We start from the raw sequence: 14,060 nt of genomic DNA on the forward strand, positions 1-14,060 counted from the left end.
GTGCCTGCGTTCCCGCGGCCCTCTTACGGCCAGCCTGAACCTGGACAACCTTGCGTCTCTGTGGCGCGTCGACTTCCGTGCTGGCGGGCAGCACGGTCAGATCTCCACTCCGGAGGCCCAATCGTCGTAGTCACGTTATTCGTGGCGGCGCCCGCTAAAGGGCCCTAGCCGCCGGGACGCCCAGTTTGCGAGGTGTTAGCAGCACCTCGGCTGAGCGCCCCCGACACCGACGGGGTTAGCAGCCCCGGTCGAAGGGGCCGTTCGGCCCGGTTAGCAGCCGGATCGAACGCCCGAAACAGGTTCTCCGCAGAACCACGAAGCACCACTAGGGGGCTTCGTCATGCCGTCTTGGCGATGCCTCCACGACAGGAGCCATTGTGCAGGACTGCTATGCCGTTTTCCAGCCGGGCTATGCCCGTTTGGTCCTTTTTAACCTTGTATGTGCGCTGTCATCTCCAGCACACCGTGCCGAGATTCCCCTGGCTAGCCCTTGCTGGGGAATCCTGTGATGGCGGGGGCGGCCGAGGCCGCGACGCCACCGGACCCGACTGACGATTGTGAGAACGGCTTCACAGTCCTTCCGCGGCAGCGGGCCGCGCTGCGATCGGTACCGGTCTGCGGAGAGTCAGGCAGCAAGAGACCGGAGGATCCGCTGCGTCTAGGTCGTGCGATGCGGGTGCGGCTACGCAACGCGGTCCAGGCGCTGCTAACGGACCCGTCGATCGCCGGGCAGAAGGACGTAGCGAAGCTGGCAGCCGTGGTGCTGTACGCGAAGTCGCGGGCGCCGAAGGGTGCGAAGAACGACAACCAGACGTCGATCTGGGTTGCGGAGCTGGGCCGCTGGCTGGGGGTGGGCGAGTCGGCCGTACACCGCAACGTGCTGGCCCCGCTGAAGAAGTCGGACGGGCTGCACACGAAGGTGGTGACGGACGAGAAAGGCCACCCGACCGGCCTGGACTGCCTGGTCATGCCCCTGTGGCGGGCCCGCAAGAGTGGTGGGACCGCGCATCCGCTGGCGCTGGACAAGGCCGAGCTGGCAACGCTGCTGCGCCTCATCGAGGCGCTGTTCGGCCCGGGCTGGTCTCCGGAGGACAAGGATCCGACGCCGCCGGGGCTGCTGGCCGGCCGCCGGGGCAAGGGGGCGGCCACCGACCGGCTCGGGCTGCTGCTGATGGTCCTGAACACGAGGGCGTCGGGCTGGCTGCAGCTGTGCGGCGGGTCGGTGAAGAAGAAGGAGGGGCGCGGGGCGGCGACGCTGGCCCGGCTGCTGGGCTGCTCGCCGGCCGGGGCCCGCAAGGTGCTGGCCCGGCTGACGCAGGCCGATGTCGTGGCGCGTCAGCACAAGGGCACGGCGACGCGGATGCGCGGGCGGGGACGGGTCATGCTGCCGCCGGTGGCCCACGCCTACGGCCGCACGCTGGCATCTGTGGAGGCTGTTTCGGGCTGCGGAGCGGTGTTTTCGCCGCGTCCCAATAGTGCAGGCGGAGATCATGCTCCCGCTGACGCTGCCAGTTCCCTTGATACGCCTGGGATCAATGGTGCTGAGCAGGCAGGTAAGGCCGGGGATCAGGAGCGTCCCGATAGTGCAGAGCTCCACGCAGACCACGCTTCTGTGGTTGCTCTCGTGGTTTCCCCGCAGCTCTCTTGTGGTTTTTCCGGCGAAGGCCGTGGAGCTGAAGGCCGTCGGCCGGAGCGCGCGTGCGTGCGCGAGGACCAGGCCGCCGGCGGCGGGACGATCGTTGCCGAGTCGGCGTCGCCGGTGGCCGAGGACGGCCCGCTGCGCGGGGAACAGCCGGAGAAGTCCCCGTCGATCAGCAGCAAGAAGCCCGGCCGCGGGCCGGTGACCGGTGCTCCGGTGCGCGTCGTGGACGGCGGAGGTCAGGGCAGGCAGCAGCGGGGGAGGGTGCCCCTGCCGCCGGAGGACCTGCGGGTTGTTCTGGCTCCGGTTGGCCTGGTGTGGGCGCGCCTGGAGCGTCGGGGCGCCCGGAAGCTGGTGGAGACCGCCGTCCGCAGCGAGCTGGCGCGCGTGATCGGGTTCGCCGGTCGTGCGGACGCTCCACAGGTCCTCGCTGACCGGCTCGCCCGGCACCTGGAGACCCAGATGCGACTGGGCAAGCCGATCGCGGACCCGGTGGGTTGGCTGATCGGCCTGGCCCTGCCCCAGCGTCAGCAGTGCGGCGACGTGCGGTGCGACGACCGGGTGCTGCTCGACTCCGGCCAGGACTGCCCGCGCTGCGCGGAGAAGCTGGACGACCGCCGCGACCAGCGCCGTGCGGTCGCGGTCGCCGTCGACGCCGCGATGCCCGGCGCCTCGGAGGCGGAGCGCCGTGCGGCGACCGAGCAGCAGCTGCACCGGGACGTGACGGCCAGGGCGTGGGCGAAGGCGTACGAGTGGGAGCAGCACCGGGCCCGGAAGGCCGCCGCAGCTCAGGCCCGCGTCGAAGCCGCGGCGGCCGCGCAGCCCGAGGACGTCGTCCCGGCCGCGCCGGTGGCCCCGGTCGTCCTGCCCGCGCCCCGTCCGGCCGCCGCGCCCGCTCCGGAGCCGGAGACCGCCGACGTCGACGAGGACCAGGAACTGGTCCTCGAGGACCTGACCCCCGACCAGGTACGCGACTGGCGGGTGCGCGCGATGAAAGACCACGACGTCGTCTTCGACCACATCAACCAGTACGGCGAGACGTCGGCCAGGCGCCTGTTCAGCAACCGGCTGGTCGACGAAGCGCAGCGCCTTTCGGGCACGCACCACTTGGTCCTCGGGCACACCACCTGGGGGCAGGCATGAGCGAGGGCGAGGTGTCCGGGGTCGACCTAGCCCGGGTCGCGCTGCGGGCCGCAATGGAGCAGGCCCGGAAGAACGGCAGTGGCCAGAAGACGAAGAGGAAGCCGCACCGGTACGACGGTGCGACGTGACGGGCGCGAGCCGATGGGCCTCGGGACGGCGATCGGCGCGCTGGTCACCGAACGGGCCTGGGAGCTCCCGGCCGTCGGCGCCACCGTGCGGGAGCGGTGGGCGGCCATCGCCCCGGAGCTCGCGGGGCACGTGGCGGCTGTCGGCTTCGACGCGGACTCCGGTCGGCTCACCGTGTGCCCGGAGTCGTCGGCGTGGGCGACGAAGGCCCGCCTGGAGCAGACTCGCGTCGTCGCGGCTGCCAACAAGGCAGCAGGCCGCCAGGTCGTGAGCGCCCTGCGAATCCTGCCGCCCGGCGCTGTCCCGATGCCCGACCGCGCCGACGCCGCCCCGGAGCCGGCCACGCCCGCCGTGCCGGTGGAGCGCCGGCCGCCGCCGAACGGCTACCGCCGTGCGATCGAGGCGCACCGCCAGGCCGCGCCACCGTCCCGGGTGGATCCGGGGATCGCGGAAGCGGTGGAGCGGCAGACGAAGGCGATGCGGGAGCTGTCGCGCCGGGCGTTCCCCGAGCCCGACGTCGCCCCCTACGATGCGCCGGCCCCGATCGAGCAGGCCCGTACCGGGCGCCGCCGCCAGGCCGCGGCGACCGAGGCCGCCGCCCTACGCCGTGCCCGAGTCGAGTGGTCTCGTCCTCCAGCATCGACGTCGCTTCAGCAACAGACCTCAGTTAGTGAGGTGGCGTGAACACCCTCCGCTTCGGCGGACGCGTCTCTACCGTGATCGAGCATCTTGTTGGGAGGAACCTTGGAAACGCATCCGGCTTTCCCGGACTGGATCTGCTGACCGTTGACGAAGCGGAGGCTCTGCGCGACTTGTTCTGTGCCTGCGCGGACCTGCATCACGAGCTCAGGAGCGCAAATGCTCAGGGCCACCGAGTGGACCAACTGCTCGGTAATGCCCAACGGTACGGTGAGGGGCGCGCCTTCACCGGCCACGCCGACGCGCTGCTGGAGCTTGGGACAGCCACCGTCGACTACCTGAATGCCGTCGAGAGTCTGGCCTGGCGGCACATCAGCGCGTGCGTCGTGTTCGCGACCGCGCTACTGGAAAGGCTGGCCCACGGCAATCCAGGGTTTTCGCCGGGCGATCTGCGGCAGTTGACTGCCGAGCCGACCTTGAGCGACCTGCGCGCAGCACTGTCGTTGCAGGGGGCGGTTCTTCTCCCCGGAAGCAGCGACGGTCTGGTCCGCCAGTTCGATCGAGACCGGGAGAAGATGCTCATCGATGTGGAGTTCCTCGGTCGGGCAAGCCCGAAGGGCGCCCTTGACTGGCGCGTCACCGAGGAGCTGGAGGCCGCTTCCTTCGGCGATATGGAGCCCTGGTTCGCGTGGGCGGATCAGCTGGTGTCTCTGGAGATCGTCGTACGCGCCCGAAGCGACCGCCGCTAGGAAGGGCGGGCCGGCTACTCGCGGCGCGCGAGCTCCTCGGCGGTGGGCACGTGGCGGGTGACGTATGGCTGGCCGCTGTAGTCCAGGGTGATCGTGTGCCGCAGGACGTCGTCTTCGGCGTCATAAAAGATCTGCTCGACACCTTCGACCACTGCTCCGACCAGTACTCGCTCGGCTGCGCGCTCTACGAGATGGTCACCGGCCGCCGACCCTTCACCGGCACCTCCTGGCACCTGGTCAACCAGCACATCAAGGAGCAGCCCGCCCCGCTGCGCACCTTGCGCCCGGACGCGCCCGTGGAACTCGAACGGCTCGTCGACCGGCTCCGGGCCAAGGACCCGGCTCAGCGACCGGCCTCAGCCGGGAAGGTCCGGGACGTCCTCAAGGAGATCAACGACCGGCACTTCGGAGCCGCCCCGCCAGCCGCGGCAAGGACTTTGCCACCGAGGTGCTCGTCACCCGGGCGGAAGCTACAGACGGCGCGATCATCCCGCTGCGGATCACCGCCCACAACGCCTGCCCCGCCTGCGCCACCAGGACAGACGAGAAGGCGGCACAGTCCTGCACCACCTGCAAGGGAGAGGGCCGGGCCGTGCGCGAGCAGCACACCTATAAGGTCCGCATCCCCGCCGGCCTCAAGGACGGCCAGGAAGTCCGGATCCGCGAGCTCGGCAGCCCCGGCAATAACGGCGGCGCACCCGGAGACATGTACGTCACCGTGCACATCGTCGACTGATCAGCCGTCTGACGAAGCTCCTGTGCTCCAGCCCCAGGCGCTGCCGTGCTGGACGGGGCGGCCTGCTCGCAATTGTCGGTATCGAGCTCCCTTCCTTGGAGTTGCGGCCCTGGGCTGCAACAGGTTCCGTGTGGCGATCGGCCGCTACGGGGTGCGGTAGCGGTCGTGGAGGATCTTGACTGTCTCGGTCCAGGCGCTGTCGGCCTGCTGGGGCAGGAGGTGGCCGGCACGGTCAGCGAGCTGCCGGTAGACCGGGTACATGGTCCCGTCCTCCGCGGTGATTAGGGCGGTGAGCAAGGCCGGACGCTGAGGTGCCGCGCTGCGGGGGCGCGCGGTGGGCCTGACCCGGTGCAGCACCTGCACCTGCTCGGATTCCGTCAGCTCGCCCAGACCCTTGACCTGGACACACAGGTCAGTGAAGGACACCGTCTTGCCCAGTCGGGCTGCGTGCTCCAGAACGTCGCGTACGGCGTCGGCTAGACCGGCTCCGTCGAACGGCTTGGGACGGGAGGCCGGGCGACGCGGTGAGTGGCCACGCTGCGGCTGAGGGGCTCGCGGTACGGGTGCGGGCTCGGGATCGGTCCGCCACTGCTGCACCTGTGCGCGCTGCTTATCGGTGAGCCAGGCCGCAGCCTGGTCCGCGGCCTGCGCAAGCTGGTTGCGCTGGCGCAGCGTCACCCCCAAGCCGTGCGCCCTGTGCTGCGCCAAGACGCGCAACAGCCGCTCAGTCTTCTGCAGGGCCTTGCGCTCCTGGTAGGTGGGTTCCCGCGGTGTCGGCACGCCGACACCGCGCTCCAGCCTCAGCAGCGCGTCGGCCCCCGCCCTGATCAGGTCGTTCTCTTCGGCGGTGGCCCCGCCGCGCGTCACCTCCTCCGCCCGGTCCAGCCAGCGGCGGATCTCCATGCGGCTGCGCCCCTCGCTGACTGCCTGCTCAAGAGCGGTCATGACAGCGTCACGGTCCTGCGACGGGATGCCGTGCGTCTCGTTGGTGACAGCCCGTGCGGCCGGCTGGCTCTGTTGCGGCGCGGCTTTGGGCGTCCATACGCCGATGGGCCGCCGCGTGGTGCGCAGCCAGCGGATCTCCTCGACCGCGGGAGTGGTGAGCCCCGAGTCGGTGAGCTCAACCTCTTCCAGGTCGAACCACTCAGTGGCCCCGCCGTGGCGTTCGGTGCCGACCTGGATCCGGCGGCGCGTGCCGTCGGGGACGAGCTGGATGCGGTTGACGTAGCCCTGCCGCAGCAGCACGTCGGGATCCGGCGTCATCTCCGGGCCGAGCACCAGCCGGGCGGGGTCCCCTTCCTCCGCCACGGAAGAACTGGGCGACTCCGAGAGCAGGACCCGGAGGGTGTCGTGTCCGGCGGGAGCGAAGCTCACGTCCCGGCCGATCGAGCCGTCCGCATCGCGCGCGATGGTGGCGGTGGCGGTGATGTCCTGCGCCGCCAGCCAGTTCAGCAGCCCGTGCTTGATGTACAGGTGGTCCGCGCTGGAGACCCCGGATGCCTTACGAGCGCAGGTGGACGTGTGCTCGGGATCTGGCCCGTGCGCGAAATGGCAGACGCGGTCGGTGTACAGCTTGATGAAGAGCTGGTGGCCGCACCCGCCCAGCCACATCCCGCACCAGTAGGTCTGGCCGGCGTGGCGGACCCGGAAGTCGTCGAGCTCTATCGCTTCCATCGGAAGGACCACGGGGAGCTCGGAATCGGCGTTGCCGATCACTGCGGTCTGCACGCGGCGTTTGTCCAGAGCCATGCAACCTCCAGCCGTACTGGAGACGAAATCCGCCTCCGATCGGCGCCCGACCACACCCCGGGCGCCTAAGTAACTGACGGTACCCCTCGCCACTGACAACGCCGGTGCGCTGAAGCATTGGTGAGAGCGGTCACGGCGACGCTCTTGCCGCTGCACCCAGGTGGACCGTGTGATCTGAGGCGTGACAGCGGCTGGGGCATGACCAGGGCGATCTAGCAGAAGTACCGCGATTTTTCTGCGTACTTGGAGCAGTTCACTCGGAGAAGAGTCGATCTTGGCCGCTGCGAAACCTGATCCACATGTGGCCTCCGTCACCCAATACTGCACGTCTGTCATTCACATGTCACGTTCAGTCACAGAAAAGCGCTGGTCAAGTCACGTTGCCCGACACAACTATCGTCACTCATCGCAACTGGTTGATCTCTGAACGTAAAAGTCATCAGCGGGCGCATGCGTGTTCGGGGCTCTCGGACGGTTGAGTAGTTCACGCCCGGCGCACCTCCGCGCCGACCAACGCCCCTCAATGAAGAGGACTGATGACCGAAAAAGTCGGAGAGGACGGCCGCGTTCCCGTGGCCGAAGCCCCTCTCCCGCTGCCCGTGGAGTTTGAGGCGCTCTACATCCTTCACCAGGAAGGGTTCCACAAGCTGGCCCTGGCCGTGCTGGGGACGAACGACGCGGCCGAATCGGCGGTCCACCGCGCCTTCCTGGAGATCCTTCGCCTGTGGGACAAGCTGAAGGAGGAGAGCGAGGATCTGCAGCAGGAGGTGTGGGCGATCGTCAGGCGCACCGTCATATCCGAGCACCTGCTGTCCCTGCGCGAGCAGATGGCGGCGCTGGACAGCGGCAGCGGCCTGTACGCGGCGCTCGGCGCGCTCCCCGCGCGGCAGTTCGACGTCATGGTCCTGCGTTACATCGGCGGGTACGACACCAAGCGCATCAGCTGGTACATGGGCATCACGCCCAGCACCGTCGACTACCACTGCCGCAAGGCCCGGGAGCGCCTGTCCCCGGTGTACCAGCGGATCCTGAAGTCCAAGGGGGAGAACACATGAACACATGGGAAGAGCGCCTGGCGAACGCCTCCACATGCGAGCCACGCCGCTCCTTCGACGTGGCCGGCGGTCTGCGTCGCCTGGCCCAGGACGCCGGGTACCTTCCGCCGCCGGCGTCGGCCCCGGAGCCGACGCCGAAGAAGCCGGACAGGACCTCCGCCCGGCACCGGCTGACGGCCGTCTCGTCGTGGAGCGTCACCCAGGCCGGCGCGGCCTCCCACGTGAAGTACCTCGCCGACATCATCGGCACCACGCACACCGTCTTCGAAGGCTGGACCGACGATCTCGACATCGACGGAATCCACGTCTTCGCCTGCTCGCTCTACCTCGCCCACCACCCCGAGAGCGCCAGATTCTGGTGGGGGCTCGCCGCCGGCGCCGACCACGGTGCAGCCGCCTACTGCCTGTACCTGCAGCACCTCACCAACGGCGAACAACGCGAGGCGGACCTGTGGTGGGGACGCGTCGTGGACGCTCTGGGCGATTCGGCGGGCGGTGACCTGAACGCCCCCGCCGAGAGGACGAATCTGAGCGACGTGCTGGAGACCTTCGCCGGATACCGCGCCCGCACCGGCGCCCACCGGGTGGTTCCCATCGGCGGCCTGCGGGAAGAGGTTGACCGCCTAGCGGGCCAGGCCGACGACGGCTTGCTGGGCCGACCCGACCGCCGCCTCGCGGACCGCCTGCGCGAACTCACCAGCCACTGACCCCGCCACGAGCGAAGGGAGCCTCCGGGCACACTGCCCGACGAGGCTCCCTTCAGTTATGTCCAGGCAGCACCCACGCGGTCCTCGGCATCCTGCGCCAGGTAGCGGGAGGGCTCGTCGCCGGTGACGTCCACGAGCCGGTGCAGCAGCTTCGCCCGCCGCTCCAGGTAGGCCAGTTGCTGGTCAGAAGTGCCCCACACGTAGTGTTCGGCGTCGTTCAGCAGCCCGACCATCTCGGCTACCAGCAGCCTGTCCGCAGCCTGCCGTGCGCGCCCGTCGCGGTCATGACGGCTGCCTCGCCGTGCCGGCAGCAGCTTTCAGCGCTTCCAGGCCGTGGTTGCAGCAGCTCCCGCACACCAAGCGGATCTTGTTCGGCTTCTCCAGGGTCGGGATGTTGTACGGCAGGCGATCCTCGTCGTCGCGTTGACGCAGGTCATAGTCGCAGTCGGCACACAGCAGCCGAGAGCGCCGGGCCTGCTCCTCGGGTTAACCGGCCTCTGCGCCGCCTGTCTGTCCTCACCATCACCTGGCTCGGATAGCCACCTGGTGGCAACGCCCTGACCCCGGCATCGCAACTGCCGGGGTCACGGCGTTTCGCATCGGTAGCCACCCCCTGGCCCCTGGCCGGGCCAGAGCGGTCTGCCATCAGTTCCGCTAGTAGTGCTTCGTTACGTCGGGTGATCTCGCCTGGTGGTGGGCATCTTCTCCGGTATGAGGCTGGGGGAAGTGGAACAACTCCGGGGAGCGTTATCGGAGTTCGTTGCTGATGTGTTCGGGTCGTTTCCGCGGCGGGATCAGCGGCGGTGGGGCGAGTGTTACCTGCGGGGTCTGATGCTGGACGGCCGTCGGAAGTCGATCCAGCCGATGGCCGAGCGTCTGCCGGACGGCAACATGCAGGCCCTGCAGCAGTTCGTGAACCAGTCGCCCTGGGATCCGCTGCCCGTCAGACAGCGAATCGCCGAGCGGCTGTCCGAAGTCGTCATGCCCGAGGTGTGGGTGATCGATGACGTGTCGTTCCCCCAATGCGGGACGGCGTCGGTCGGGGTGGCCCGCCAGTACTGCGGAGCCGTGGGGAAACGGGCGAACTGCCAGGTCGCGGTCAGTGTCCATGCCGTCACCGACTCCGCCTCGTGCCCGTTGGAGTGGCAGTTGTATCTGCCGCGTGAGTGGACGGACGAACCGGACCGGTGCCGCAGGGCAGGAGTACCGGACGATGTGGTGCACCGGGAGAAGTGGCGTCTCGCGCTCGGCCTGCTGGACACACTCGCCCAGTGGCGGCTGAAGGCGCCGGTCGTGGTCGCCGACGCCGGCTACGGCGTCAGCACCCCCTTCCGGCTCGGCCTCCAGGAGCGCGGACTGTCCTATGTCCTGGCCCTGAACGGCAGGGAAGTCGCCCATCCGCAGGACGCCCGGCCGCACCAGCCTGCTTATGGCGGACTTGGACCGCCCACCCTTCCCCGCTACCGCACCCCACCGCGAGCGGTCTGCGTCCTGGCGGCGCAGGCGGGTGCGGAGCGGTTCACCGAGGTGAGCTGGAGGCAGGGCAGCAAAGGCACGATGACCTCACGGTTCGCGGTGCTGACCGTGCGGCTGGCGGGCAAGCAGTCCCTGGCCGCGGCGCAGGAAGCGGGCGGCGGCCGCAACCGGTGGGACGGTGTCCTGCCCGCCCGGACACTCCTCATCGAATGGCCGGACGGTCAGGACACCCCGACGGGCTACTGGATATCGAACCTGCCCGCCACCACACCGGTCGCTGACCTGGTGCGATGGGCCAAGATGCGCTGGCGGATCGAGCACGACTACCGCGAACTCAAGCATGGCCTGGGACTGGACCACTTCGAGGGCCGCACCTGGCGCGGCTGGCACCACCACGTCACCCTCGTCACCGCCGCCCAGGCTTTCCTCACCCTCAGGCGGCTCGACCCAAAAGTCCGCACACCGGCCTGACCCTCTACCAGGTCCTCGACGTTCTTCAGGACCTGCTGAGGTGCTGGACCGGTACCTGCACCACCTGCGGACGCCCCCTGCCCAGCCGACGAAGCAGCCACAGACGGCCCGCAACCTAACGAAGCACTACTACCTGTAGAAGGTTTCCAGCATGTCGTCCAGAGCTTCCAGGGTGTCGTCACGGCTGCTGATGCCGTGTGCGGCAAGCAGGCCGACGCAGGTGGCGATGTAGTGCGCGAGGTCAACGATGAGGTCGTAGAAGGCCTCTTCGTCGTCGTGGAGGAGGCGGACCATGAACTCCGCGGTCTGCTGCATACCGGTGGGGCCGGTCAGCAGTGTCTTGAGCATCTGCACGAGCGGGTCGTGTGGGATGCCTTGGATCGCGGCGCCCTTCTCGAAGTCGGCAATGATGACGGCCGCGTCGACGTCACGCTCCTGAGCGAGCCAAGCGGTCAGTCCGGCCGCGGCCACCCCGGCGCCGGCCGCGAGCATGTTGACGTTGTGGGCGCCGCCCGCGGCCAGGTCGGCTTCGGCTGCCCGAATGACCACCTGGCACACCGGCGACTCGGTGCGCAGTCGCGCGGTCCTCGCGGCTGGGTCAAGGGATGCGCGTATCAGGTGCATGACGGGGTCTTGGAGTGACGTCATGCGGTCATCTTCGTCGCTGGGCAGCGCACGTGGGGGCCGAACGCTGGTGTTCGAGCGGGTGCAGCGCGGAGAGGGTGACGATGACTGCGACGCACCCGGCAGGTGGGATGCCTATGCGGGCCTTTCGTATCGCCGCCAGGCGCTCTGTGGCCTGGGAGGGTCACAGCTCGTCTCTCATCGCGAGGGCGGTCGTGGCGAAGGCGCGGCCCGAGGACTTACAGCACATCCTTCCCGGCCTGGGCCAAGTCCTGGCCGCGCTGGCTCTTTTCCTCCCCTGGGGGCGCGGGAGGCGGGGGCGACCGCCGCGCCGCCGGTACCCGTGCGGTCCGAGCGCAGAGGAGGGCGGCTCCCGGGAGTGAGGCCGGGGTCAGGCCGCCGGCGGCTGGCTGGAGGGCGTGGCCTGGTCGGCGGGCTGGTCCAGCTGCTGCTGGCGGCGGCGCTGCTCGTTGCGGTGCTCTTCGACGCGCTGGGTGAACTTCTTCAGCGCCTCGTCCTCCTGGCCGGGCCCGTAATCGCTGTACGGGCCGATGCCGAGCCGGACTGCGTTTGCCTCCTCCTCGATGGCGTCGGCGGTCTGCTGGAGGAAGTAACTGCGCTCGCGGAACTTGTAGTAGCCGGTGAACATCGCGGCCACCGTGATCGCGAAGCTGATGGCGGTCAGGGTGACGCTCTGCCAGGTCAGCTCCTTGCCGGTGTCCAAGGCTGCGATCGTGGTCGTGGACGCAGAACCGATCATGATAAGGGTCTGCAGACCGTTGTGGATGCGCCGGTACTTTCGGCTGTCGGCCTGGTACTGCTCGACCGCGGTCGTGACTTCCTCGCGGTAGAGCTTGCGCCGCTCGTCCACATCCGGGTTGTTCTTGACCTTCTGCTTCCACAGCGCCTCCTGCGCCGATGCGAGGCGCATCTCCAGGCGCGGGAGGCTGGGCACGTCCCGCCCAGCGAAGTAGACGCCGATCAGCGTCAGCAAGGACATCAGGAGCAGGCCACCGCAGATCAGGTTACCCACGACGAACCGTGCAGGGTCGCCCGTGGTGCCCCAGGCGATGCCCGTGCCGATGACCGCGGCGAGTAAGGACACCCAGCTGAGAGCCGCCCCGGCGCGCCAGATGCGGTCCAGCCGCCGGCGCCGGGCGAGCTTCTCCTGGGCGTCGATGACAAGGTTGGTGGTCACCACGTAGATCCGTTCGTCGGCATCCCGCTGGCGGGCGCGAATCCGTTCGGCTTCATCCCTCTTACGGGCGTTGATCAGGTCGTCCGCGTCCTGGAGGCGGCGAGGCGCGTCGTCGTCGAAGTCCCGCGTCACGGGATCAGCGGGCGAAGGCTTCGGTCAGGCTGATGCGGTAGCCGTCCTCTTCCATCAGCACGACGGTGACGCCGAACGGGTCGGGGTGGTCCAGCTCGATCGGAGTGAAGGAGAAGTCCACCGCGGCCTGGATGGGCGGGACCAGTTCGCCGCCGGGCTGCGGTGCAGGGGCCGGCCTCCAGTTGGGGGCGACCGATGCCCAGCCCTCGGGGCTGCGGGCCAGGAGCTGCTCGGTGTAGGGGAACTGGTGCAGGACGTGCCCGCCCAGCGTGGCGAGCACCATGTTCAGGCACGGCGCCGGGCCGACGATCGGCAGTTCGCAGGCTGTGGCGACGTCGTGGGTCTCCCATGCGACGACGACTTCCTCCGCGCCGGCCGCCGCGGCGATGTTCGCGAGCTCCGCGATCCCGGCGAGCGCGTCCTGGCCGACCTTGAGCGGGCGGACCCAGATCAGCCCGACCAATTCGCCGCGTACCAGCGGCATCATCAGCGGGCGCGGCACGACCCCTTCGCCCAGCGAGGCGGTGTACGTCTCCTTCGCGACGCTGACCAGACCGTCCCACATCCGTGCTTCCACGGAAGCCCCCATCCCAGATGTTCGTGATCGCAGCCGACCCTGTCACGTGGAGGCATGCGGTGTCAGGGCGATGATTGGCCAGCCACCAATCGGCGGCCGCAGGGCTGTGCTGGGCTGGTGAAATGGGGGACCGCCAGACAGCGAGATCGGCTGTTGGACGCCTCCCCCGATGGGTAGTCAGTTGCCATGCTGAGCAGCTGACCTCACACCTCTCTTCCTTCGGAGAACCGCGTGAACCTAAGCGCTAACGGCGAGCCCGTCATCGTGCAGGACGAGACCCAGGTCAACGTCGGCATGCACCTCCAGCCTCGCAGTCTCACCCTTACCCGCGACGGCAAAGACTTCGCGGCATACCACGCCTTAGACCGTGTCCTATGTGGTAAGGCGGAGGAGTCGTTTGTAGCAGCACAGGGCGGCGGCGAGGCCGAGAAAGGCCAGGTAGTTACGGGGGTCGCGTTCGTAGCGAGGGCTCAGGCGTCGGTAGCCGGACAGCCAGGACATCGTCCGCTCGATGACCCAGCGGCGGCGGCCCAATCGTTCGCTGGACTCGATGCCTTTGCGTGCGATCCGTACTCCGATGCGCTTGCCGCGTAACCATTTCCGCAGATCAGCACGGTCGTAGGCCTTGTCCGCGTGCAGCCGCTGGGGCTTGAAGCAGCGGCCCCGATCAGGATCGTGTCTCGTTTGGTGACCCTGGACCATGGGCTTCAGCCCCTCGCTGTCGTGCGTGTTGCCGGCCGAGACGCCGACGAGAAGGGGCAGTCCGTTCGCGTCCGACAGGACGTGCATCTTGGAACCCGGCTTGCCGCGGTCCACGGGGCTCGGACCTGTGTGCTCGCCCCCTTTTTAGCCCTGACATGGGCGGTGTCAAGAACGACGCGGGTCACATCGACGAGGCCGGCGTCGTCGAGCTGGTGCAGCACGGCCTCGTGGAGGCGGCCCCAGACACCGGCCCGCGACCAGATCAGGAACCGGCGGTGGGCCGTCGACTTCGATATGCCGAAGCAGGGCGGCAGTTGGCGCCAGGCGCAACCGCTGA

Annotated in this window: 13 protein-coding genes and 1 pseudogene; 7 read left to right on the forward strand and 7 right to left on the reverse strand. The window is 69.0% G+C overall.

What is annotated here, in order from left to right; translation table 11 throughout:
- Nucleotides 1-670 precede the first annotated feature (670 nt).
- The 3 genes from E4U92_RS34925 (at nt 671) to E4U92_RS34935 (ending at nt 4,296) form a co-directional block, all read left to right on the forward strand.
- A complete protein-coding gene (locus E4U92_RS34925; RefSeq protein WP_137304474.1) occupies nt 671-2,782 on the forward strand; it encodes a hypothetical protein in 2,112 nt (703 codons plus the stop codon).
- A gap of 117 nt (nt 2,783-2,899) precedes the next feature.
- Complete coding sequence (locus E4U92_RS34930) at nt 2,900-3,592, forward strand: DciA family protein (protein ID WP_229863483.1); 693 nt, start codon at nt 2,900-2,902, stop codon at nt 3,590-3,592.
- Nucleotides 3,589-4,296 carry a hypothetical protein gene (locus E4U92_RS34935; protein ID WP_137304475.1) on the forward strand — a complete coding sequence of 236 codons (708 nt, stop codon included), beginning with the start codon at nt 3,589-3,591 and terminating at the stop codon, nt 4,294-4,296. The genes E4U92_RS34930 and E4U92_RS34935 overlap by 4 nt, the downstream gene beginning before the upstream one ends.
- A gap of 14 nt (nt 4,297-4,310) precedes the next feature.
- Here the strand turns inward: E4U92_RS34935 and E4U92_RS36150 are convergent, their stop codons facing one another.
- Nucleotides 4,311-4,544: a hypothetical protein gene (locus E4U92_RS36150; RefSeq protein ID WP_168725270.1), complete on the reverse strand. Its 234-nt coding sequence runs from the start codon at nt 4,542-4,544 to the stop codon at nt 4,311-4,313.
- A 200-nt stretch (nt 4,545-4,744) separates the two neighbouring features.
- Here E4U92_RS36150 and E4U92_RS36955 point away from each other — a divergent pair, with 200 nt between their 5' ends.
- Nucleotides 4,745-5,032 (forward strand): DnaJ C-terminal domain-containing protein, encoded by a 288-nt coding sequence (locus E4U92_RS36955; RefSeq protein ID WP_229863485.1) that lies wholly within the window; start codon nt 4,745-4,747, stop codon nt 5,030-5,032.
- A gap of 144 nt (nt 5,033-5,176) precedes the next feature.
- On the opposite strand, the gene E4U92_RS34945 is transcribed toward E4U92_RS36955, so the two are convergent.
- On the reverse strand, nt 5,177-6,781 hold the full coding sequence (locus E4U92_RS34945) for a competence protein CoiA family protein (protein WP_168725276.1): 1,605 nt from the start codon (nt 6,779-6,781) through the stop codon (nt 5,177-5,179).
- A 572-nt stretch (nt 6,782-7,353) separates the two neighbouring features.
- Between E4U92_RS34945 and E4U92_RS34950 the strand changes: the two genes are divergently transcribed.
- Nucleotides 7,354-7,836 (forward strand): RNA polymerase sigma factor, encoded by a 483-nt coding sequence (locus tag E4U92_RS34950; protein ID WP_229863487.1) that lies wholly within the window; start codon nt 7,354-7,356, stop codon nt 7,834-7,836.
- Entirely contained in the window at nt 7,833-8,543 is a 711-nt protein-coding gene (locus E4U92_RS34955; protein ID WP_137304478.1) for a hypothetical protein, read from the forward strand. The genes E4U92_RS34950 and E4U92_RS34955 overlap by 4 nt, the downstream gene beginning before the upstream one ends.
- 56 nt (nt 8,544-8,599) lie before the next feature.
- Here E4U92_RS34955 and E4U92_RS36155 read toward each other — a convergent pair whose 3' ends face one another.
- Entirely contained in the window at nt 8,600-8,776 is a 177-nt protein-coding gene (locus E4U92_RS36155; protein WP_168725277.1) for a hypothetical protein, read from the reverse strand.
- A gap of 478 nt (nt 8,777-9,254) precedes the next feature.
- Here E4U92_RS36155 and E4U92_RS34960 point away from each other — a divergent pair, with 478 nt between their 5' ends.
- Nucleotides 9,255-10,490: an IS701 family transposase gene (locus tag E4U92_RS34960; RefSeq protein ID WP_137304488.1), complete on the forward strand. Its 1,236-nt coding sequence runs from the start codon at nt 9,255-9,257 to the stop codon at nt 10,488-10,490.
- Between the two features lie 129 nt (nt 10,491-10,619).
- Here E4U92_RS34960 and E4U92_RS34970 read toward each other — a convergent pair whose 3' ends face one another.
- The 4 genes and pseudogenes from E4U92_RS34970 to E4U92_RS34985 all read right to left on the reverse strand — a co-directional run.
- Nucleotides 10,620-11,114: a hypothetical protein gene (locus E4U92_RS34970; protein ID WP_137304479.1), complete on the reverse strand. Its 495-nt coding sequence runs from the start codon at nt 11,112-11,114 to the stop codon at nt 10,620-10,622.
- A 391-nt stretch (nt 11,115-11,505) separates the two neighbouring features.
- Nucleotides 11,506-12,444 (reverse strand): DUF4231 domain-containing protein, encoded by a 939-nt coding sequence (locus E4U92_RS36960; protein ID WP_229863489.1) that lies wholly within the window; start codon nt 12,442-12,444, stop codon nt 11,506-11,508.
- A 4-nt stretch (nt 12,445-12,448) separates the two neighbouring features.
- Nucleotides 12,449-13,009, reverse strand: a complete 561-nt coding sequence (locus E4U92_RS34980; protein WP_137304490.1) for a hypothetical protein — start codon at nt 13,007-13,009, stop codon at nt 12,449-12,451.
- A 384-nt stretch (nt 13,010-13,393) separates the two neighbouring features.
- A pseudogene (locus E4U92_RS34985) lies at nt 13,394-14,060 on the reverse strand (IS5 family transposase); the annotation flags it as partial.

Origin of the sequence: Streptomyces galbus (assembly GCF_005280195.1) — a bacterium.
GTDB lineage: Bacteria > Actinomycetota > Actinomycetes > Streptomycetales > Streptomycetaceae > Streptomyces > Streptomyces galbus.

Bases quoted from the DNA above. Each gene is read 5' to 3' on its own strand.
- E4U92_RS34925 (WP_137304474.1), top strand. From the start codon at position 671: ATGCGGGTGCGGCTACGCAACGCGGTCCAGGCGCTGCTAACGGACCCG.
- E4U92_RS34945 (WP_168725276.1), bottom strand. From the start codon at position 6,781: ATGGCTCTGGACAAACGCCGCGTGCAGACCGCAGTGATCGGCAACGCC.
- E4U92_RS34955 (WP_137304478.1), top strand. From the start codon at position 7,833: ATGAACACATGGGAAGAGCGCCTGGCGAACGCCTCCACATGCGAGCCA.
- E4U92_RS36155 (WP_168725277.1), bottom strand. From the start codon at position 8,776: ATGGTCGGGCTGCTGAACGACGCCGAACACTACGTGTGGGGCACTTCT.
- E4U92_RS34960 (WP_137304488.1), top strand. From the start codon at position 9,255: ATGAGGCTGGGGGAAGTGGAACAACTCCGGGGAGCGTTATCGGAGTTC.
- E4U92_RS34970 (WP_137304479.1), bottom strand. From the start codon at position 11,114: ATGCACCTGATACGCGCATCCCTTGACCCAGCCGCGAGGACCGCGCGA.
- E4U92_RS34980 (WP_137304490.1), bottom strand. From the start codon at position 13,009: ATGTGGGACGGTCTGGTCAGCGTCGCGAAGGAGACGTACACCGCCTCG.